The organism is Nocardia sp. NPDC004860, from assembly GCF_040609015.1.
GTDB lineage: Bacteria > Actinomycetota > Actinomycetes > Mycobacteriales > Mycobacteriaceae > Nocardia.
In genome coordinates, this window is record NZ_JBEXJI010000024.1 from 49,621 (window position 1) to 70,682 (window position 21,062).

A 21,062-nucleotide genomic window follows, 5' to 3' on the forward strand; every position below is an offset into this window, starting at 1 on the left:
GCCGGCCAACTCGGAGCGCGGTTCCCCAGATCAGTGTCGCTGAGCTGGGGAACCAGCTCGATGGACGTCATAGTCCGGCACGGGCACCGGGGATACTCTGGCTAGTGCCCGCTGAGGTTGGGGTCACGAGTAGCCGATGGTCGAAAACGATCCGTTCCAGACACAGCGTGATGTTGGTAGCGATGTCATCACGGAGTTGCACGCTGCCGGTTTCGACGATGCGGAAGAGATCGGGCGGGGCGGGTTCGGCCAGGTGTATCGGTGTACCCAACTCGCCGCGGACCGTACGGTCGCGGTTAAGGTACTCACCGGTGAACTCGAGGAGAATCGGGAACGTTTCTTTCGCGAGCAGCGCGCGATGGGGCGGCTGACCGGGCACCCCAACATCGTCGACATGCTCGAGGTCGGTGAGACCCCCGGCGGCCTGCCCTACCTGGTGATGCCATACCACTCGCGCGGATCCCTCGATGCCCGCATCCGGCGCGAAGGTCCGTTTTCACTGCCGGAAGTGTTGCACCTGGCGGTGAAGATCGCCGGAGCGCTGGAAACGGCGCATCGGGCGGACGTGCTACACCGCGATATCAAGCCGGGAAACATTCTGCTCACCGACTACGGCGAACCGGCGTTGACCGATTTCGGAATCGCACATATCGCCGGCGGGTTCGAGACCGAGACCGGCACAATCACCGGTTCACCGGCGTTCACCGCACCGGAGGTACTCGGCGGGGACGCCCCGAGCCGGGCCTCCGATGTATACGGGCTCGGCGCCACCCTGTTCTGCGCCCTGACCGGCCATGCCGCCTTCGAACGCCGCAGCGGCGAGCAAGTTCTCGCACAATTCGCGCGAATCACCGAGCAACCAATCCCCGATCTGCGCAAGAGCGGCATGCCCGACGACCTGTCCGCGGTGATCGAGTCGGCGATGTCGCGCGACCCGCGGGCCCGCCCCACCGCCGAGGAATTGGGCCGACAACTCCAACAGGTCGAGAGCCAGCACGGATTCGCCGTAGACGAGATGGCGCTACCGACCGAACCAGGAGCCGACCATGCATCGATCATCCCGTCGGTGCTTGCGGTGGGGAACGACGTCGGGAATCTCCCACTCGAACTCACCAGCTTCGTCGGTCGGCGGATCCAGGTGGCCGAGGTCAAGAATCTACTGGCCGGGTCGCGTCTGGTGACGCTGACCGGAATGGGCGGGGTCGGCAAATCACGGCTCGCACTGCGCGTCGCCCACAAGGTGAAAGAGAATTTCGCCGACGGAGTCTGGCTCGTCGAGTTGGGTGATCTGCGGGATGAGACATTGTTGGTCGACGTTGTAGCCTCCGCCCTCGGCCTGCGGAACCAGAGTTCCCGCCCCATGCTCGATGTCATGGCAGAACTGCTGTCCGCTCGCACCCTGCTGCTGATACTGGACAACTGCGAGCAGGTGATCGATGCAGCCATGAAGCTGACCGAGTCGCTACTGCGAACCTGCCGACAGCTGCGGATTCTGACGACAAGCCGCGAGGCTTTGAACGTCGGCGGGGAATCGGTATTTGCGGTACCTCCATTGGGGACTCCCGAGTTGACGGACAAACCATCCGCGCGTGCACGCTACGACGCGGTGACTTTGTTTGCCGAACGCGCCGCCGCAGCCACACCGGGGTTCGAGGTCACCGATGACAACGGGCTCACCGTCGCCCGCATCTGCGCGCGACTGGACGGCCTGCCGCTGGCGATCGAGCTGGCCGCGGCCCGCTTACGCACGATGTCGCCTGAGCAGATCCTGACCCGGCTCGACGACCGATACGCCCTGTTGACCCGCGGTAGCCGTGGTGCCCCGAGGCGGCAGCAGACCCTGCGGTGGTGCATCGGCTGGAGCTACGACCTGTGCACGCCGATCGAGCAGCGGCTGTGGAACCAGCTGTCGGTGTTCGCCGGCGGTTTCGAGCTCGATGCCGCCGAACAGGTCTGCGACACCGTCCTAACCGAGGCGGAATTGCACGATGGGCTGTCCGCACTGGTGGACAAGTCGATTCTGATCCGCAAGGAAACCGAAGGCACGATTCGCTTCCGGATGCTTGAAACCGTCCAGGAATACGGCAGGGACAAAGCCCAAGACAGCGGACACTACCTCGAATACGTTCTGCGGCATCGACAGTGGTGCGAGCAGTTGGTGCTCCGGGCAGAGGCGGAATGGATCGGTCCGCATCAGGTGCGTTGGGTTGCCCGACTCGAGCGAGAACTACCGAATCTGCGCAAAGCGCTGGAACTCAGCCTGACCGAGGCGAACGATTCCGCTTTGCGGATCACCACCGCCCTCTACCAGTTCTGGGCAGGCCGCGGACGGCTCAGCGAGGGGCGCCGCTGGTGTGAGCGCGCCCTCGACCATGCGACCGGCGTTCCGGCCGCTGACCGGGCCACGGCACTCTACGACGCCTGTTCGATAGCCGCGATGCAGGGCGATATACAGGCCGCAACGGATAAGCTGACACAGCTCCGGACCCTGGCCGAGCAGACGACCGACCCTCTCGTCCGGATCCTGCCTATCCACGCCGAGGGAAACATTTGTCTATCGGGCATCGGCGGTGGTCCGGCGCGCGCAAGCACCCTCCTCACCGAGGCCGTCGCCGCCTACAAAGAATCTCCGGACCTCGAACTGCCGCTGGATATCCTGATTTCGCTCGGCTGGGCCTACGCATCGCAGGGCGATACCGCGCAGGCTCTCGCACACTTCGACGAGGTGCTCGCAATCACCCAATCCGCCGGCGAGGCGATGCTTCGCTCGTGGGCGTTGTGGGGAGCGGGATTTGCCGTGTGGCGAAGAAATGAACCCGAGCGCGCCTCACAGCTCTTACAGGAAGGGATTCGAGCGGCCCGGCTGGTCGCCGACCCGCTGGTCGCCGGGGCCTGTCTGGAGACGCTGGCCTGGCTCACAGCGGAGCAGCACCACCCCCGGCGTGCCGCTGTCTTGATGGGTGCCGCCGATTCGCTGGGCCGCGCTGCCGGCAGCTCCGCGTTCATGGTTCGCGATTTGCTCGTCTATCGCGAGGAATGCGCCTCGAGCAGTCGCAAAGCGCTCGGCGAACGAGCATTCGAGGCAGCTCGTCAGGAAGGCGCCGCAATGGGTTTCGACGCCGCGGTGGGCTTCGCGCTCGGAGAGCAAACCGAAGCCCTCGAGCCTGGCCCTCACCCGAGAGGAGTCCTGACCAAACGTGAGCGCCAAGTCGCCGATCTCATCGCCCAAGGTCTGACCAACCGGGCGATCGCGGCTCGGCTGGTGATTTCGCAGCGCACAGCCGACGGACACGTGGAACACATCCTGACCAAGCTCGGATTCACCTCGCGCGCACAGATTGCCGCATGGACCGTCGATCAGCCCGAAGCTTGAGCCTCCCGGTACAGCTACGGCCCCTGTTCCTCAGACTGCCACTCCAGGGAACACACCGTCACCGACTCACGTGCCGACCCGGTAGATCTGCGGAACCGGGCCCAGCACACCACCTTCCGCAACATCACCCACCCCGCCGAGGGCACGAAGCTTGCGACAGCCCGTCTACGCCCGCGGGCGGCCTTGGGTGTTCCTCGTAGGGACTCCACGTGAAGGGTGGTCGTTCGAGGGGTGAGACTAAATTAGAAAGTCATTTGATCGTTCGATCCCTGCAGTCGGCTGGGTTTGGCCAATCGTGCGGTGTCGGTGCTCCGGCGGGCCAACCGCAACCGGGCGCGGGCTGAGTCCCGGGCACGGCAGGTCCCGGTTCCGGCGCTACCGATATGTCGAGGCAGCGACTACCTCCATGCCAAATACGGTGGTCTGGAATGAGAGTGCGTGTGCCTCGATCACCACCATCGGCGACGACTACTCCCATTCGAGTGTCGAAGACGTCCGCCGGGCCCTGGTTGACAACGCAGGGGTCCTGCGACGAACCGGCCTGGCTGGGATGAGTGCTGCTAGCCCCGGGGGTCGGTGGGGACGTGCAGGATCAAGGCATCGCCTTGTCCCCCTCCTCCACAGAGCGCGGCGGCACCGGTGCCGCCGCCGCGCCGGGCTAGTTCGAGCGCGAGGTGCAGGATGATGCGGGCCCCCGACATGCCGATAGGATGTCCGAGGGCGATCGCACCACCGTTGACATTAACTCGGTCGGGATCAATGCCCAGCGCACGAGTCGAGGCGATCCCGACGGCGGCGAAGGCCTCGTTGATCTCAAGCAGATCCAGATCGGCCGGAGCGATCCCAGCGGTGTCGCAGGCGGCGGTGATCGCGTTAGCGGGTTGCAGCTGCAGTCCGGAGTCGGGGCCCGCGACCATCCCGTGCTCGCCGATCTCGGCGATCCACGAAATCCCCTCCGCCTCGGCGCTTTCCTTGCTCATCAGGACCACCGCGCAAGCGCCGTCGTTGATCGTCGAGGCATTGCCCGCAGTTATGGTTCCATCGCCACGGAACGCTGGTCGGAGCCGGGACAGGGTGTCCACGGTGGTGTCGGGCCGGATGCCCTCGTCCCGTACGATCCGGGTGCTGGTGCCGCTCTTGCCCGGCACGTCGACCGGGATGACCTCGTCGTCGAAAACGCCGGTGGCCCATGCTTTTGCGGCGAGCTGGTGGGAACGGGCGGCGAAGGCGTCCTGCTCGTCGCGGGAGATGTGATCGGTATCGTTGCCGACCTCGGTCAATAGGCCCATCGGCTGCTCGGTGAACGCGTCGCATAGCCCGTCGAAGGCCATATGGTCCAGCAACGTGGCGTCACCGTATTTGAATCCAACACGTGAGTTCGGCAGCAGATGCGGCGCCTGGCTCATCGATTCCATCCCACCTGCGACGACCACATCGAACACTCCGGATCGAATGAGCTGGTCGGCCAGGATGATCGAGTTTGTACTGGACAGGCAGGCCTTGTTGATGTTCAACGCCGGAACCGACATCGGCACACCAGCCTTGGCCGCAGCCTGACGCGCGGGCATCTGCCCGGCACCGGCGGTCAGCACCTGCCCCATGATCACATGCTGCACACGGTCCGGGATGACACCGGCCTTGTGCAGGGCCGCGCCGATCGCGATACCGCCCAGATCGGTGCCCGACAGCCGGGCCAGCCCCCCACCGAGCCGGCCGATCGGAGTCCGGGCTCCCGCGACGATGACAGTAGTGAACATTTGAGTGGAACCTCTCATGCGGAAATGTGGTTACCGGGCCAGTGACCGACTGATCACCAGACGTTGAATCTGATTGGTGCCCTCGAAGATTTGCGTGATCTTGGCCTCGCGCATGTACCGCTCGACCCGGTACTCCCGCGTATAGCCGTAGCCACCGAACACCTGCACCGCATCAGTGGTCACCTTCATCGCGGCGTCGGTCGCCACCAGCTTGGCGACACTGGCTTGGCGCGAATAGTCCAGGCGTGCGTCCCGCCGCCGCGCCGCATCCAGATACGTCGCCCGCGCGGAATCCACAGCCGCGGCCATATCGGCAAGCAGGAACCCCAGGCCCTGATGGTCGATGATCGGCTTACCGAACGTGGTGCGCTCCTTGGCATAGGCGACGGCCTCGTCCAGGGCCGCCTGCGCCAGGCCGGTGGCCACCGCTGCGATACCCAGGCGCCCGGAATCCAGTGCACTCAACGCGATCTGCAGACCCTGCCCCAGCTCACCGATCCGGCGCTCGTCGGGCAGGAACGCATCGTCGTAGTGCGCGGTCGTGGTCGGCACCGCATGCAGGCCCATCTTTTGCTCCGGCCTGCCGAAGCTCAACCCGGGCGTGCCGTCCGGGACGAGGAAACAGCTGATACCCCGGGAACCTTCTCCCGTGCGGGCGAAAAGATTGTAAAAATCGGCCTTGCCGCCGTGGGTGATCCACGCCTTGGTCCCGCTGATCCGATAGCCACCCTCGGTCACCGAAGCCTTACAGGCCACGGCGGCGGCATCCGAACCGGCCTGCGGCTCGGACAGACTATATGCGCCGATCATGCCGCCGCCCAGCATCCGCGGCAACCATCGCTGCTTCTGCTCCTCGGTGCCAAACGCCAGAAGCGGATGACACGACAGGCTGTGCACGCTCACCGCTACCGCCACTGCGGCCCACCGCGCGGCGATCTCCTCGAGCACCTGCAAATACACCTCGTACGGCTGACCACCCCCACCCCACTCGACCGGATAAGGCAGGCTCAACAGCCCCGACTCACCCAGAGTCGCGAACACACCCTCGGGGTACGTCTCGGAGTACTCGTGCTCATCGACCATCGGCACCAGGACCTTGTCGGCGATGTCGCGAGTGAGCTGGATCAGCTCGCGGGCTTCGTCTGTGGGCAGCAAGCGGTCGACGGGCACGACTCTCCTCCGGACTACGCGAGATAGTACTCAATTACCAGCGACAGTACTGTCTCCAGATGAGTACTGCAATACGCATGCCGGTACTATCCGGTCATGGACCAGCGCACCCGTTCCGGCTTTGCGACCCGTCGACGCACCGAACTGTTCGACGCACTGGTCGATCTCTTCCTCGTGGAGGGCTTCACGCACCTGACCCTGGACGACATCGCCGCACGGCTGCGCTGCTCGAAATCCACGCTCTACACCCTGGCGGGCAGCAAGGAACAACTCGTGCGCGCCGCGACGGTGCACTTCTTCCGACGCGCCACCGACGATGTGGAGGCCCACATAGCCGGGGTCACCGGCGCCCGCGAACGCATCACCGCGTACCTGTCCGCCGTCGGTACCGCACTGGCCGCGGCATCCGACGGATTCATGGCCGACATGGGTGCCTTCACACCTGCTCGCGAGGTCTACGAACAGAACACCCGCATCGCCGCCCGCCGGGTCCGCGAACTGATCGACGAGGGCGTGGCCGACGGCGACTTCCGCAACGTGCACGCCGCATTCGCCGCCGACCTCGCCGCCACCACCATGGCCCGCATCCAACAGGGCGGGATCCGCGAAACCACCGGCCTCGACGACGCCAACGCCTACCGCGAACTCGCCGCCATCCTGACCACCGGTATTACCGCATAACCTGCCGACCGGTCCAACGGTCTCCGCTCGCCGACATCAGCCCATCGAAAATTCAACGCGACGTGATCCCTGCGGTCGGTCACCGCGGAGCTCGCAGACGCCGGATTCGCCGACGCCGAGGAGATCGGGCGTGCCGAGTTCGGTGTGGCGTACAGGTGCAGCAACCGGGTCGCCATCGACCGAAGGGTGGCGGTCAAGGTGCGCACCGCCCCAAGGACGTCAGGCCGAGGCGACCTTGCCCTTGAAGGCATCCGAATAGATTTCTCGATCGCAGTGGCGAGACCCGCCTCCACCTCGTCGGACTCGGCGCGGAATTCAGCGGCTCCTCAAACCGAGTAGCAGTTCATGCTGCTATTTCACGGCGTATCCGGCGTCGACGGGCATGGTGACACCGGTGACGTAGCGCCCCTCGTCGGAGGCGAGGAACAGTACGGCGTTAGTGACGTCGTCAGCTTCGATCCAAGGGATGGGAAGGGCGTTCAGCGTTCGGAAGGCGGGCACGACGTCCGCCTCGGTCGGGTTTTCGAGGTCCGGGCGAAACAGCTTGTAGCCCACCGGGTTGTGCACCATCGGCGTCCCCACGGTGGTGGGGTTGACTGTATTGACGCGGATGGAGTGCTCCGCCAGCTCAAGTGCCAGGGTCCGCATCAGACCGGTAAGGCCTGCCTTCGAGGCGGCATAGGACGCCATGTTCGGAACAGCCTTCAGCCCGATGGACGAGCTTATGATCACGATCGCGCCACCGCCGCGTGCAAGGAGGTGCGAGATTGCCGGGCGGACGGTATGGAAGGCGCCGGTCAGATTGGTGTCGATGACCGTTGCCCAGTTTGCGGGTGTGGCCTGCATGGCGGGGCCCGGAATTCCCGTGATCCCTGCATTCGCCACGACCACGTCCAGTCCGCCCAGCTCTTGGGCGCCACGGTCTACGAGTTCGGCGACTGCATCCGCGTCTCGGACGTCTGCGACGGTGGCGATGATTCTCCGATCGAGCTTTTCCACCAGGCGGACGGTCTCGGCGAGATCTTCCGGGCTCGCCACGGGGGTGCCCTGTCCCGGGACCGGTCCGGCTACGTCAAACGCAATGATGTCCGCGCCCTCCGCCGCGAGCCTGACAGCATGATTGCGACCCTGCCCTCGTGCAGCTCCGGAGATGAGTGCGATCTTGCCTTCGAAGCGTTTTGTCATGATCTTCCTCCAGTTTGAAATTGAGGTGTGGCCCGATGGCCTGTGTTTCGGGTTCCTGCGCTCACGCCAGTCGACGGGCGGCTTCGGCGGCCGCTGATTGCACCGCCTGAACCGCGTACCCGCAGCGCACGTCGCGGGTACGCGCGGTGACGGAGACAGCGATGGGCTGCTGGTTTCGGTCGAAGATCGGGCGGCGACAGAGCCGATTCCGACAGCGCGCTCCTCGTCGTCGCGGGCGAATCCGTTCCAGCGGACGGCGTCGAGTTGTCCGAGGAACAGCCTCGGCACAACAACCGTCTGCGGTGACCTTCGGTGTAATCGTCACGAGTCAGGACCGAGCCGACGGAGCCCGATGGTTCATGCGCCAGGACACCCTTGCCGACAGCCGCGCAATCGACCGCCTTCGCGTAAGGCAACGAGGGCGCCAGTGTGTCGAGTTTCTACAGGTAAACCAATGTCGGTGCCGTCAAGGACGGCGAGGCGCACGGTCAGTTCGACGCTGCTCTATAGCCGGCGCAAAACCGGACCAACGGTCAGTCCGATGCTGTGGCGCTGTGGTGCCGTGCGACGCGTTGGCCCAGCTCGAACAGTCGGTGCGCAATGGGTTTCGGAATCCCCTGTGCGGGCGTGAATTTCGGCGAGGGTGAGTGTTTCATCGCCTACACGGAGGCCTCGAATAGCCCGGCGCACCTCCCAAGCACGGCGTTCGGGTCAGGTGCAGGCATGGTTGCCGCCGACTTCCGAGACGACGTCACCGGTACTCCTGCCCTGACTCCCGGTCGTCCTGCCCGAGGCATCGGGCACCGTTGGCTTGTGGGAGACGACGAATCTCACTGGGACCTCCTCGTCGAGGCGTCGCCGCCGTCGGCGAACTTGTTCCAACGAGAGTGACACAGCATTTGACCGCGAGTCAAGGAATATTTGACTCACAGTCAAATTTTGCGAGAACGGCGCCTCTCCTTGGCGCTCAGCTGCGGAGCGAGTGCGGACCGTGATGCGCAACCTGTCGGTTCTGAAAGCCGATTCCTCAGCGCGCCGACGACCAGCGCTCGGATGGTCCGCGTGCGCGGGTTGTGGGGCCAGTGCCCCGTGTTCCGATGAGGGAAATGCACACCCTGACTTCAGCGATACTCGACGAGACCCCGGTGCACCTTCAGGATCCAGGCGGCCCAACTCGCGGCCTCTTCGCGCCGATTGCGACCAGCGCCTCCGCCCGCCCGCGGACTTCGACTGAAGCAATAGTCTGGCCTTATGACCAAGCCTGAAACGAGTTCAAAGGCCGACGACAAGCGCCGCCGGCTGATCAATGCGGGACTCGGGTTGATGGAAGACCTGCCCTATGCTGAGATCACCGTCGCTATGGTCGCCGAGAGGGCTCGTATGGCGCGAGGCCTGGTCTTCTACTACTTCAAGGACAAGGAGGCGCTGTTCCATGGCGTCGTCCGAGACCTCCTCAACGGGGTGCGCCAGTCATTCGAAGAGAACGACGTGTTGGATGCGCAAGACGATCCGAGGGCGTGGCTGCGCCGTGAGCTGGAGGTCTTCCTCGATTTCATGGCGGCTCATCCGCAGGCCATGGAGACCATCGTCAGTCAAGGATGGCAAGACGAGCAGGACGAGGCAGGGACCACAATGATGGACTTCACCGCAAGCCGCATGCTGCTGGCATTCGGCGGTTCCCCTGGGGACGAACTGCTCGATGCAGCCCTGCACAGTTGGGCCCATCACTGCGTGGACTTCGCGATACGACTCCGCAAGACAGCTCCGCGGTCGGATCGGTCGATGGTCGTCGCGATCCTTGTCAATCAGGCCGAAGCGGTGTTCACCACCCTCGAAACAGCTGCTGACTGAGAGCAACTTGCACCAGGATTTGACCGTGAGTCAAGAATTTCTTGACTCACGGTCAAATCCTGTGCCACCCTCGTTGGACCGAGTTCGCTGACGGCGGAGAAACCCGTAACCGGGAGGTCACTCCTGTGCACCGCGAGCGGATCGAGATCGTCGAATCGACCGGCGATGGTGACGGTGGCGCCGTCACGACATCATCAGCCTCGTCGCCTGCCGACCGCACCAGGGCACCCTCCCAACGGAAGGAAAAGCATGACCACCAGTGTTTCCACGGATACCGAAGCGTCCTACCTCGGCGATCGGACGGATGTCCTGATAGGAGGACGCTGGGTTCGGGCCACCGGCCCTCGCATCCCTGTCATCGATCCCTCGACCGAGGAAACGATCGCTACTGTCACCGAGGCATCCGAGGAGGATGTCCGCGCGGCAGTGGCCGCCGCCCGGGATGCCTTCGACAATGGCCCGTGGCCGACCTGGACTCCTCAGCAACGCGCCGCCGTGATGGAGAAGATCGCCGACCGCATCGAGGCGCGGATCCCCGAACTGGCACGGATCGGCACACTCGAGGGCGGCGTGCCAGGGCCGTTCAGCGAGTTCGCCCAGTCGAGCTGCGTAGGCTTCCTGCGCCGGTTCATCGCCATCGCACGTGAATACGAATTCGAGCGGGAGGTCATGCGGCCCGACGGCGGGGAGAGCCGCGTGGTGTCCGAGCCAGTGGGTGTGGTCGCGGCGATCGTGCCATGGAATGGCGCACTGCCGTTGACAGGACTGAAGCTGGGCCCTGCCCTGATCGCCGGCTGCACAGCCGTTCTGAAGACACCGCAGGAAACACCGCTGACGACGTTTGTCTTCGCCGAGGTGATCGCCGAACTGACGGAGTCGGGCGACCTCCCGCCCGGCGTGGTATCCGTACTGACTGCCGGGGCGGAAGTCAGCCAGGCGCTCGTGGCCGACCCGAATGTGGACAAGATCAGCTTTACCGGCAGCACCGTCGTGGGCAAGCAGATCATGGCGGTCGCAGCTGAGCGGATCGCACGGGTGACTCTGGAGCTCGGGGGGAAGTCCGCGGCGATCATCCTGGATGACGCACCGATCGACGATGTCCTGCAGACACTGGTGCTGGGCGGCTGCGGTTACACCGGCCAGATGTGCTTCGGACTGACCCGCGTGCTCGTCTCCCGCGAACGTGAGGCCGAGTTGCTAGAGAAGTTCGCCGCAGCCCTCGAAGCGTTGCCAGTCGGCAGCGCACACGATGCGAGCACGATGATCGGACCGCTCACGGTCGATCGACAGCTCCCACGAGTGCAGGGCTATGTCGATCTGGCGGTCTCGGAAGGCGCGCGGATCGTCACCGGCGGCGGCCGGCCCGCCACGCCCGAACGGGGCTACTTCTTCCAGCCCACCCTGCTGGCAGACGTCCGCCCGGACATGCGAATTGCCCAGGAGGAGGTCTTCGGCCCCGTCATCAGCGTGATCACCTACGAAGACGTCGACGATGCGGTGCGGATCGCCAACAACTCCGACTACGGTCTGGCCGGCAGCGTCTACACCAGTGACATCGAGGCGGGTTACCAGATCGCTCGCCGGATCCGCACCGGCACTTGCTCGGTGAACGGTGCAGTCTTAGAAATCTGCGTTCCGTTCGGGGGCTTCAAACAATCAGGTCTCGGACGCGAGGGCGGCGTGGAGGGCTTCGCAGAGTACCTGGAGAAGAAGTCCATTCACATGCCGGCCTGACGGAGCCCCTGCCAGCGGTCATCTTGTCGCTGCTGGTGCGGCTACCGCATTTGCTGCCCGATTTCGCCATTGCCCCCTTCGACATCACCTGACCCGGCCTCGCGACGCTTGAGCCGCCCAGCGACGCCGTCGAGCCCGCCGCTGCGCCATCGACACCAAGTTCGCGGCGGCGGGCCGCTGATGCGGGTCTCGCAGGTTCAAATCCCGCCGAGGGGACATTTGTCAGCGCTCTCCGAATACCCGGCCACAAGCGGATTCCGATACCTGCATCAGCTTCGCGATGAACCCGACCGGCTGATGCTGCGCCGAGGCCATCACCTCCACAGCCCGCCGCATCCGGATCGGTTGCTTGCTGCGCCGTGCGATCTGGGCCAGTTTGTGGCCCCCTTCCGGGGTCACTGCTCTGACGAACACATCCGCTTGCGAGCCACCGGCATCACCTCCACCGGCAGCATCACCGCTCACCCGCCGAGGATCAACCCGCCACCCCGAGACGGGGATTAAAGCATCAGCACGCGCAGAAGGTCCTGCTGCCCGGAGTTCGACAGGTACGCGTCCGGCTCATCCATCAACAGCAACTCCGAGCGTTCACCGCGTTGGTGGGCGCGGATCTGGACGTAGTAGGCCAAAAAATGAGTGAGACCACGACTATGCTCCCCGAAGGAGTACTCGGTGCCGGTGCGGTCGACGATGGTGAACACCAATTCACGGTCACGCGGTGACACCCGCAACGCGAATTCGATGTCCTGCGACCACCATCGGGTGAGATTCATGTGTCGCCGCAGGCTGTCGTTCGTCCGGCTGATCAGCCCGCCGACATCACCCTCGTTGCCAGCAGCCAGCGCAGCCCGCAACTCGCCGAACACCGCCGGATCGATGCAGGCGACGTCCACGGGCATCTTGCGGGCAGCTCGATTTCACGATTCGCGGCGTTCGACCGTCGCGGAATCTTCCACGGCGGCAACCAAATAGCCATCGCAGCAGTGCTCGCGCTTTTGGTCCACGCATCCACGCTGGGACCCAAACCGCCGGCGAAGTCCAAGACTGATTTCGGATGCTGCGGTTCTCGAGGCGTGTTACAGCCTCCCCGCACAGAGTCGCGATCGGGACACCGTCGGGGATCGCGATGTCGGTAGAGAACCGGCGCTTGACCGGAAGCAGACGATCCTGCACCGTCGCGACCTGCTCGGAGGTCAGTTCGATGAGGCTTTCGGTATCGCCGGGCATGCGCACCAGAAACGGAGCCCCGACCCCAGGGTGCACGAACAGCACCACTGTCCCGACAACGCAGTCGATGCCCAAACCGCCGAGCACCTCGACTCGCGAAGAGCGCATCCCGCCACCGCGCCCGGTCGATCCGCTCTCCCTTGGGATACCAACCATTTACGTCACAGTGACGTATCTCGCGCCCGAAAACCCTCCGGAAATGACAACTAAAGTGCCAATCCCGCCGGAAATGACAACTAAAGCGAGACAGTGACCCCGGAATCCGTCGCATCCAATCTGTCAATCCCCAGGTCGACGATGCCAACTAAAGTGCGAACGGACACACGTCACCCAACGACGCCTAGCTGGCCGATAAGCGACCACCCCGACCGCCATGTCGGCCCGGCACTGCGGTGCTGCGCGAGTTACTGCTCGCCTACGGCACATCGCCAGGTTGGCCCCTGCGGCGGACCGAGTCGCTGCACCGGTCCGGACCTGAACACGCACCCATAGGACTTTCCCGGGCCACCACCCGGCAGGGTGCTATCCGATCCGCCGACGAGAAGCGCTGCGGCAAGAAGGAACTGGCCCGTGACCGCCAGCTCGTCGACCACTGGCCGCGCACGCTGAACCGCATCAGCGGGCAGGTAGCCGACCATAGTTCCGTCGAGCTGCTGTGGAAAGGAATGTGGCTGCGTAACTGGGGCTTTGGCTAGCAAGGCCCGGCTTGGCGTGTTTGTTCACATCGTGCGAGTAGCTTTCGGTTAGTGGTGCGGGCGGTGTCGAGTTGCTGATCGCATTCGGACACTGGTCTGACGACGACCGTCCGCGAGGTGAGAGACCGAACCGGTCCGGCATCTCGGGCCGTTCCGGAGCCGAAGTTGGTGACGATATATAGGGTTCCGGCGACAGATCACCGGTGCTCGCCGTCAATGCCCGTTTATCCGAGCGGGGCCATTACCCGACGCGGCCAGCGGCTTACTAGCCGCTTGTGCCAGCGGTGCAGCCAGCGCCGCTGAGCCCAGCGAGCGCGTGCGTGGAGTCAGCGGACCTGAGTTGACCAATTGGGCCACCGCGGGGAGGCCGCGCCGATCAGGGTCTAATCGCACACACCGCACGATTGTGCAGGCGATGGATGGCGCGTGCTGGTTCGACCATTTCGGTCTCCGCCGGTGGCGGGCAGTTGCAGCTGCGGCTGGGCGCCGACGCCGACCCCGCTTCGCGCCATGATCGCCGCCGCCATCGGCGCGCAGCGCATCGATCAGGTGTCTGATTTCCTCGGCAACCGAAGCTGGGGCGGTCCCCAACGTGGATGGGCGGCCGCACTCCGGGGTTGGCGATAGGCTGGGCATCGTCGGAGGTAAGCGCATGGTGCCCGATGTTGGTGCACACGTCCAGTGGATTGTCTGCCACTGATGGTCGACGAGGATCCGCAGCGGACCCGCCGCGACGTGGGCATGCCGGTCGCGGTGGAGTTGAGTGCGTCCGGGTTCGAAGATGCCGAGGAGATCGGGCGCGGTGGTTTCGGTGTGGTGTACCGCTGTAGGCAGGTGGAGCTTGATCGCACGGTAGCGGTGAAGGTGCTGACCGCGGAGTTGGACGCGGACAACCAGGAGCGGTTCTTTCGTGAGCAGAAGGCGATGGGCCGCTTGACCCGGCATCCGAACATCGTCACTGTGCTGCAGGTTGGTGTCACCGCGACCGGGCGGCGCTATCTGGTGATGCCGTATCACCCGCTGGATTCGCTGGATGCGTGGATTCGACGGGAGGGGCCGATACCGATCGAGACGGCATTGTGGGTGGGGGTGAAGATCGCCGGTGCGCTAGAGAGCGCGCATCGGTTGGGGATAGTGCATCGCGACGTGAAGCCGGGCAATATTCTTCTGAGCGAGTACGGGGAGCCGGCGTTGACCGATTTCGGTATTGCGCACATGGCCGGGGCGTTCCAGACTGCCGCGGGCATCGTGACCGCGTCCCCGGCGTTCACCGCTCCGGAGGTGCTCGGTGGCGAGGTTGCGACACCGGCGGCGGACGTATACGGGCTGGGCGCGACCCTGTTCGCTGCGTTGACGGGGCATGCTGCGTTCGAGCGGCGTAGTGGTGAGCAGGTGGTGGCGCAATTTGTGCGGATCACCAGTCAGCCGGTGCCAGATCTCCGGGAGGGTGGTATTCCCGGCGATGTGGCGACGGTGGTGGAGTCCGCGATGAGCCGGGATCCGCAGGCGCGGCCGTCGGCGGCGGGGTTGGGTGAGGCGATCCGGCATGTGCAGCAGCACCATGGTTACCAGGTCGGCGAGATGGTTGTGCATGGAAAACCGGCTGCGGCTCACGGGCTTGCTCCGGTGCCCGGGCTACCGGAGCCCATCCTGCGAATGGGGGGACCGGTCCCGTCGCAGACCGCGGGGCGCGGTAGCACTGGTGGGCTGCCGCTCGAGCTGACCAGTTTCGTTGACCGCCGCACGGAGGTGTTGGAGATCAAGAATCTGTTGTCGGTGTCACGGTTGGTGACCTTGGCCGGGATTGGTGGGGTGGGTAAGACGCGGCTCGCGTTGCGGGCGGCGTCGAATGCTCGATCAGGTTTCGCCGACGGCGTGTGGGTGATCGAGCTTGCCAGCGTGCGCGACCCGGCCCTGCTGGTCGATGTCGTGGCGGCTGGCATGGGCCTTCGAGACGATTCGGGCCGGCCGATGCAGCAGGTGCTGGTCGAGTTCTTGCAGGCTCGGGAAGTGCTCCTCGTTTTGGACAACGGCGAGCAGGTGGTCGAGGCGTTGGTGCACCTGGTCGAGACGCTGTTGCTGGCTTCTCCCGGCCTGCGGGTTCTCGTCACAAGCCGCGAGCTCTTGGACGTCGCCGGGGAAGCAGTGCTGTGGGTGCCGCCACTGCAGGTCCCCGATCCCGACGATGAGCTCACACTGCGGGGACTGCCCCAATACGATGCGGTGACGCTGTTCGCCGAGCGCGCCGCCGCCGTGGTGCAGGGTTTCGAGGTCACCAAGGAGAATATGGCCGCGGTAGCAGGCATCTGTTCACGTCTGGATGGGTTGCCGCTGGCGATCGAGCTGGCTGCGGCGCGGACGCGCACGATGGCACCGGAGCAGATCTTGGTGCGGCTTACAGATCGGTATGCGCTGCTCACTCACGCCAGCCGTAGCGCGCCGCGGCGACAGCAGACCCTGAGATTGTGCATCGACTGGAGCCACCAGTTGTGCACCCCGGTCGAGCAGCGATTGTGGGCCCGGCTGTCGGTGTTCTCCGGCGGCTTCGAACTCGACGCCGCCGAGCAAGTGTGCGGTGCCGACCTTGATCCCGCCGGTCTGCTGGACGCGTTGTCATCCCTGGTCGACAAGTCGATCGTGAACCGGGAGACGCTCAATGGCACCGTGCGTTTCCGGATGCTCGAGACCGTGCGGGACTACGGGCGGGAGCAGTTGGAAAGGCGCGGCGAATACCAGGACCTGCGACGAGCACACCGCGACTGGTTCGAGCGGCTGGCGCTTGATGCAGAGGCCGGGTGGATCAGTGAAGGGCAGCCCGACTGGATGGCCCGGCTTGAGCGTGAGCAACCGAACTTGCGCGACGCGCTCGAGTTCTGCCTGTCAGACAACAGTGCAGGTTCGGGCGAGGCCGGGCTGCGCACCGCTGCCGCCCTGTGGAGGTTCTGGAGCTTCAGGGGTCTGTACGGGGAAGGTCTACGGTGGCTCGACCGCGCGCTTACTCACCCCGGCGCGCGCTCGATACCCGATCGTGTCCGGGCACTATTGCCCAGCATTGTCTTCGCCGCAGTGCAGCAGGATCTTCCGTTGGCTGATGCCTTTCTGGAGCAGGCGCGGGCATTCGCTGAGCAGGATCGCACTCCCATGAACCGGGCGCTGGTCGCCTACGCCGAGGGCGCCTTGGCGCTGTATCGCGATGAACCTGCTGGCGCGGTCTCGTTCTTCCAGCGTGCCGTCGAGGTGTTCGGCTCGAACAGGCGAGGACACCTGTATCTTGGCGCGGCGGCGTTGCTCGCTCGGGCATACGAACTGCAGGGCGATATCCGGCGGGCGATCGAGTGCCACGAGCAAATCGTGTCGATCACCGCAGAGTGCGGCGAACTGCTGTACCGATCGATGGCTCTGTGGGGGCTAGGAATCTCCGTATTGCGGCAAGGCGAGCGCTCCCGCGCGCAACAGTTGCTACAGGAATCGCTGCGGCTCAACCGGGGCGTGCGTAGTCCTCTGGTCGCGGCATTCGATCTCGAGGGGCTGGCCTGGACCGTCGCCAATAGCGATGACGAGCGCGCGGCCGTGCTGATGGGTGCAGCGGACAGTCTGCTGCCGTCCGGCTCTGGCATTTCGATTCTTTTTCAGCTGGTCAACGTTCACGATGAATACGAGCGCATGGTGCGTGGCGCGCTCGGTGAGCGACGATTCGATGCGGCGTTGCGACGCGGCCAGGGGTTGGGGATGAACGCTGCAGTGGCCTACGCGCTGGGTGAGCCGCCGACCACCGCATCGCGCGTTTCGGAAACGGCGTTGACCAAGCGTGAACGGCAGGTCGCCGAGCTCGTCGCCCGCGGACTCACCAACAAGCAGATCGCCGCCAAGTTGGTGATCTCGCAACGCACTGCCCAAGGACACGTCGAACACATCCTGACCAAACTCGGGTTTACCTCCCGCACGCAGATCGCGGCCTGGATCGTGGACCAGGCCCATCAAGACAATTCTTGACCGCACTATCAGCACCATCAGACCGCACCGATCGTGATACCCGCACGAGTTCTGGGCGCGGTACAGGGAACCGGTGGGCGGCTCTCCGACGCCAAGGTGGCCGAAAGCGGCTACACCAATTTCGCCTCCAAGCCCGATTGGGCCACTACTCGGTCGATTGTGCGTCGCGCCCGCGATGCTGCTCGCCAGGAGGAGCTGACCCTGCGCCACCGGTGCCTGGCCGATCCTGTGCTGGGCCAAGCCCGCAGGGCCACCCAACTCGTCACCGTCCGGACCTCATCTGGCTCATCCTGAGCGAAAACTCATGCTGCACTTGCCTGCTCACTGGCCCTCGGCCGATGAATGGCGACCACGTGGAACGCCACCATCACCACACTCTCGACCGTATGAACTCAGGGCAACCGGGACCCTTCGACCAGGAACCACAGTGGAAAGCCGGGCAGACCAGCGGCGACCCTATACCTGAAAACCTGCTGGCCTGTGCGCTTCCGGCGCATAGGCCAGCCCGAACCGGCTCGGTGGATTCAGGCTAATAAATGCGATGGCCTCGTCCATTAAAGAAGTCATGCAGGCTGTCCAGAGTCGAGAACAGATCACGTGCATTGATAGACCAAGTCTCTGCATCGGCCCCATCGTCGGTGAGGCCGAAGTTCGGGTCGGGCAGGATCTGGTGCAGTTGACTGATGTAGATGTCAAATACAGATTGCCAGAATAGACCTGCATCGGCCACGGATTGCCATGCCCGGCGCGCGTCTTCCGGATGGCCGCTGTCGATGTAATCGCCGCATCTAACGGCGAGCGCTTCCATCGGCGTTCTGGGCTGCGTGCGGGTTGACGGTCTTCGGTCATGGTGAGGTGCGGGCAATGGTCTGGATCGAACGTTGTCGGCTGTCTGCGACCTATTTGGTTTCTTGTATCCGTGGTCGGCAGCGAAGCGCCGCAACCGTCGCGCTGTCATAATGTCGCCGAGTTGGGCGCGAGTTGTTGCCAGGGCAATGAGGGCGAAGAAGTCCTGGCCCTCCGCCATCGTGCACGCGAGTATCTCTGCGAACAGCGAGAATCCATTGGCTTCGAGCCGGCTGACGGTTTGAGCGAGAAACCCTGGCGCCCAGTGGTTGGGAAAATCCGATCTGAGCAGATGCTCGATCGTTTTCGTGGGGTCCAGAACATGGGCACGCATGATGAGCTGATGCTGCCGCTGCAGCCGCCCGCGTGCACTCGCTGCGTCGGCGAGAGTCAAAATCACTACACCGTCATCGCAACTCTCCAGAGCCGCCTGCCAGAAAGAGGCGGGAGGGGAATCGCGATCGTGGTCAGTCTCTTTGACGTATTTGAATGAGTCCGAAAGTTTGTACCGATCGTATTCTCCGCCTGAACACTTATCACCGCTGGCTGCTGCCTGGAGCACGGGACCTGAGGAATCATCGCCCGAGGCTGTGAGGTAAGCCAGCGCTTGGTTGAACCAGGTCGGCTCGCGACCGGTAAGGAGTCGGGTCCGGTTGTCGAGGTAGCCGACGGCTGCATCGCGTAAAAAGACCCTTGGCATGTTCGCCCACCTGCCGAGTCGCTCGGCAGCAATGGCAGCGTCAGCCACAGCGCGCGCGTGTCCATCAGCAAGGTGATAGCGCAGCAGCATGTCGGGCTCTCCTGTCATCGATTGATCGAGATGCGCACTCTCCGCTCTTCGGCCTAGCCCGAACAGGGTCCGGTTTGAGTCTGAACCTTTTCAACACGCGGAAATAATTTACGCCGTTGAGTCAGCCTGTCTCGCGCCGCTAGGGTTGGTATTAGCTGGTTCGCTCGGTGCATCAGCGTCTGGCAGTACTGCACTGGGCGGAATTCATAATTTCATGAGCGCCTGCTTGAGTTGGGCGGGTAGATCCAGACTAAGTTGTCGCGATGTATTTGGACTCAAGGTACTCAGCTAGACCTTCTGCACCGCCCTCGGTCCCCAGCCCTGAGTGTTTGATTCCACCGAACGGCGCAGCAGGGTCGGAGACCATGGCGCGATTGATCCCGATCATTCCGAATTGTAGGGCATCGCTGACCTTGTGAGCTTGAGCGAGGTCTTTGGTGTACACATAGGCGGCCAGGCCGTAGTCGGTACGATTAGCCAGTTCGATCGCTTGTTCGCGTGTCTCGAATTCGGTGATCACGGCTATAGGGCCGAATATTTCCTCGTCGAGGACGCGCGCATCGGCCGGTACATTGTCGAGAACGGTGGCCTCGTAGAAGTAGCCGGGCCGTTGTATCGGTTTGCCGCCAGTGCGCAGGCGTGCGCCATCCATGATCGCTTCGTCTACGAGACGTGCAACCTTGTCATGATGCTTGCGGCTGATCAACGGGCCGAGGTCAACGTTGTCCAGGTAGCCCGAACCTACTGTCAAGGCGGCCATCCGCTCCGACAATCTGCTGGTGAAGGCTTCGCGTATAGGGGCGGCGACGAGGAACCGGTTCGCTGCGGTGCAGGCTTGGCCACCGTTACGCATCTTGGCGATCATGGCACCGTTGACAGCAGCATCGATGTCCGCGTCGTGGAGAACGATGAACGGCGCGTTTCCTCCCAGTTCCATCGACATCCTCAGGACGTTGGGAGCAGCGCGTGCGATCAGCTCCCTTCCGACCGATGTAGATCCGGTGAAGGAAACCTTGCGTAGACGACGGTCGTTCATCAATTGCCCTGCAACTGCCGCTGAGTCTGTCGTTGGAAGGACCGACAGCACGCCGGCCGGCAGGCCTGCGTTATCGAAGACCTGTGCAAGTGCGAGGGCGGTTAGTGGGGTCTCTTCCGAGGGCTTGAGCACAATTGTGCACCCGGCTGCGAGGGCCGGTCCGATTTTGCGAGTTGCCATGGCAAGCGGGAAGTTCCAGGGGGTGATCGCCAAGCAGGGGCCTACCGGCACCTTGTCGACGAGTATCCGGCCAGTGCCGGAGGGTGAGCGGGTGACGCGCCCGTTGATTCGGACAGCTTCTTCGCTGTACCAGCGCAGGAATTCCGCGCCGTAGGAAACCTCGGAGAGGCTTTCGTTGACAGGCTTGCCCATTTCGGCGGTTATCAGGTGGGCGAACTCGACGGCGTTCGCGGTGAGGAGTTCCCACGCGGCTCGCAGGACTTCCGAACGCTCTCGTGGTGCGGCGGCTGCCCACGTCGATTGGGCTCGGCATGCCGAATCGAGTGCGCGAGTGGCATCTTCGGTGCCCGCGCAGGCGCAATCGGTCAATGTGAGTCCTGTCGATGGGTCCTCGACGGCGAATCGTGCGCCGTCGAGAGCGTCGTGGAACTTGCCGTCGATCCATATTCCGGTGGCGGTCTGTGCCGCCGCTGCCATAGCGTTCATTGTTTCCTTTGTTCAGACCCTGCAGCCCGCCGCCTTTAGTTCGCCGATCCGGGGAGTC

12 protein-coding genes are annotated in these 21,062 nt (G+C 64.1%); 5 read left to right on the top strand and 7 right to left on the bottom strand.

All coding sequences use genetic code 11. From position 1 onward, the window contains the following. The first annotated feature begins 136 nt into the window (after window positions 1–136). Window positions 137–3,373, top strand: a complete 3,237-nt coding sequence (locus ABZV44_RS33035; RefSeq protein ID WP_354845032.1) for a protein kinase — start codon at window positions 137–139, stop codon at window positions 3,371–3,373. Window positions 3,374–3,933: 560 nt separating this feature from the next. On the opposite strand, the gene ABZV44_RS33040 is transcribed toward ABZV44_RS33035, so the two are convergent. After that, complete coding sequence (locus ABZV44_RS33040; RefSeq protein WP_354845034.1) at window positions 3,934–5,130, bottom strand: acetyl-CoA C-acetyltransferase; 1,197 nt, start codon at window positions 5,128–5,130, stop codon at window positions 3,934–3,936. A gap of 30 nt (window positions 5,131–5,160) precedes the next feature. Further along, the gene (locus ABZV44_RS33045; RefSeq protein ID WP_354845037.1) at window positions 5,161–6,300 is read right to left on the bottom strand and encodes an acyl-CoA dehydrogenase family protein; all 1,140 of its coding nucleotides are present in this window, start codon (window positions 6,298–6,300) and stop codon (window positions 5,161–5,163) included. 96 nt (window positions 6,301–6,396) lie between these two features. Here ABZV44_RS33045 and ABZV44_RS33050 point away from each other — a divergent pair, with 96 nt between their 5' ends. Next, window positions 6,397–6,981 (top strand): TetR/AcrR family transcriptional regulator, encoded by a 585-nt coding sequence (locus ABZV44_RS33050; RefSeq protein WP_354845039.1) that lies wholly within the window; start codon window positions 6,397–6,399, stop codon window positions 6,979–6,981. Between the two features lie 351 nt (window positions 6,982–7,332). On the opposite strand, the gene ABZV44_RS33055 is transcribed toward ABZV44_RS33050, so the two are convergent. Next, window positions 7,333–8,166, bottom strand: coding sequence for a mycofactocin-coupled SDR family oxidoreductase (locus tag ABZV44_RS33055; protein WP_354845042.1), 834 nt, complete (start codon window positions 8,164–8,166; stop codon window positions 7,333–7,335). Window positions 8,167–9,417: 1,251 nt separating this feature from the next. On the opposite strand from ABZV44_RS33055, the gene ABZV44_RS33060 reads away from it, so the two are divergent. Together ABZV44_RS33060 and ABZV44_RS33065 are read left to right on the top strand one after the other, a co-directional pair. Beyond that, window positions 9,418–10,017: a TetR/AcrR family transcriptional regulator gene (locus tag ABZV44_RS33060; RefSeq protein ID WP_354845045.1), complete on the top strand. Its 600-nt coding sequence runs from the start codon at window positions 9,418–9,420 to the stop codon at window positions 10,015–10,017. Window positions 10,018–10,266: 249 nt separating this feature from the next. After that, window positions 10,267–11,751 carry an aldehyde dehydrogenase gene (locus tag ABZV44_RS33065; protein ID WP_354845048.1) on the top strand — a complete coding sequence of 495 codons (1,485 nt, stop codon included), beginning with the start codon at window positions 10,267–10,269 and terminating at the stop codon, window positions 11,749–11,751. A 222-nt stretch (window positions 11,752–11,973) separates the two neighbouring features. On the opposite strand, the gene ABZV44_RS33070 is transcribed toward ABZV44_RS33065, so the two are convergent. Then, window positions 11,974–12,216 carry a hypothetical protein gene (locus ABZV44_RS33070; RefSeq protein WP_354845051.1) on the bottom strand — a complete coding sequence of 81 codons (243 nt, stop codon included), beginning with the start codon at window positions 12,214–12,216 and terminating at the stop codon, window positions 11,974–11,976. Window positions 12,217–12,251: 35 nt separating this feature from the next. Beyond that, window positions 12,252–12,650 (bottom strand): hypothetical protein, encoded by a 399-nt coding sequence (locus ABZV44_RS33075; protein WP_354845054.1) that lies wholly within the window; start codon window positions 12,648–12,650, stop codon window positions 12,252–12,254. Window positions 12,651–14,372: 1,722 nt separating this feature from the next. Between ABZV44_RS33075 and ABZV44_RS33080 the strand changes: the two genes are divergently transcribed. Beyond that, a complete protein-coding gene (locus ABZV44_RS33080; protein ID WP_354845057.1) occupies window positions 14,373–17,666 on the top strand; it encodes a protein kinase in 3,294 nt (1,097 codons plus the stop codon). A 529-nt stretch (window positions 17,667–18,195) separates the two neighbouring features. Here ABZV44_RS33080 and ABZV44_RS33085 read toward each other — a convergent pair. Continuing rightward, on the bottom strand, window positions 18,196–19,302 hold the full coding sequence (locus tag ABZV44_RS33085; protein WP_354845059.1) for a hypothetical protein: 1,107 nt from the start codon (window positions 19,300–19,302) through the stop codon (window positions 18,196–18,198). A 250-nt stretch (window positions 19,303–19,552) separates the two neighbouring features. Continuing rightward, window positions 19,553–20,995: an NAD-dependent succinate-semialdehyde dehydrogenase gene (locus ABZV44_RS33090; protein ID WP_354845062.1), complete on the bottom strand. Its 1,443-nt coding sequence runs from the start codon at window positions 20,993–20,995 to the stop codon at window positions 19,553–19,555. Window positions 20,996–21,062: the final 67 nt, after the last annotated feature.

Bases quoted from the DNA above. Each gene is read 5' to 3' on its own strand.
- ABZV44_RS33035 (WP_354845032.1), top strand. From the start codon at position 137: ATGGTCGAAAACGATCCGTTCCAGACACAGCGTGATGTTGGTAGCGAT.
- ABZV44_RS33040 (WP_354845034.1), bottom strand. From the start codon at position 5,130: ATGTTCACTACTGTCATCGTCGCGGGAGCCCGGACTCCGATCGGCCGG.
- ABZV44_RS33050 (WP_354845039.1), top strand. From the start codon at position 6,397: ATGGACCAGCGCACCCGTTCCGGCTTTGCGACCCGTCGACGCACCGAA.
- ABZV44_RS33055 (WP_354845042.1), bottom strand. From the start codon at position 8,166: ATGACAAAACGCTTCGAAGGCAAGATCGCACTCATCTCCGGAGCTGCA.
- ABZV44_RS33060 (WP_354845045.1), top strand. From the start codon at position 9,418: ATGACCAAGCCTGAAACGAGTTCAAAGGCCGACGACAAGCGCCGCCGG.
- ABZV44_RS33065 (WP_354845048.1), top strand. From the start codon at position 10,267: ATGACCACCAGTGTTTCCACGGATACCGAAGCGTCCTACCTCGGCGAT.
- ABZV44_RS33075 (WP_354845054.1), bottom strand. From the start codon at position 12,650: ATGCCCGTGGACGTCGCCTGCATCGATCCGGCGGTGTTCGGCGAGTTG.
- ABZV44_RS33080 (WP_354845057.1), top strand. From the start codon at position 14,373: ATGGTCGACGAGGATCCGCAGCGGACCCGCCGCGACGTGGGCATGCCG.
- ABZV44_RS33085 (WP_354845059.1), bottom strand. From the start codon at position 19,302: ATGCTGCTGCGCTATCACCTTGCTGATGGACACGCGCGCGCTGTGGCT.
- ABZV44_RS33090 (WP_354845062.1), bottom strand. From the start codon at position 20,995: ATGGCAGCGGCGGCACAGACCGCCACCGGAATATGGATCGACGGCAAG.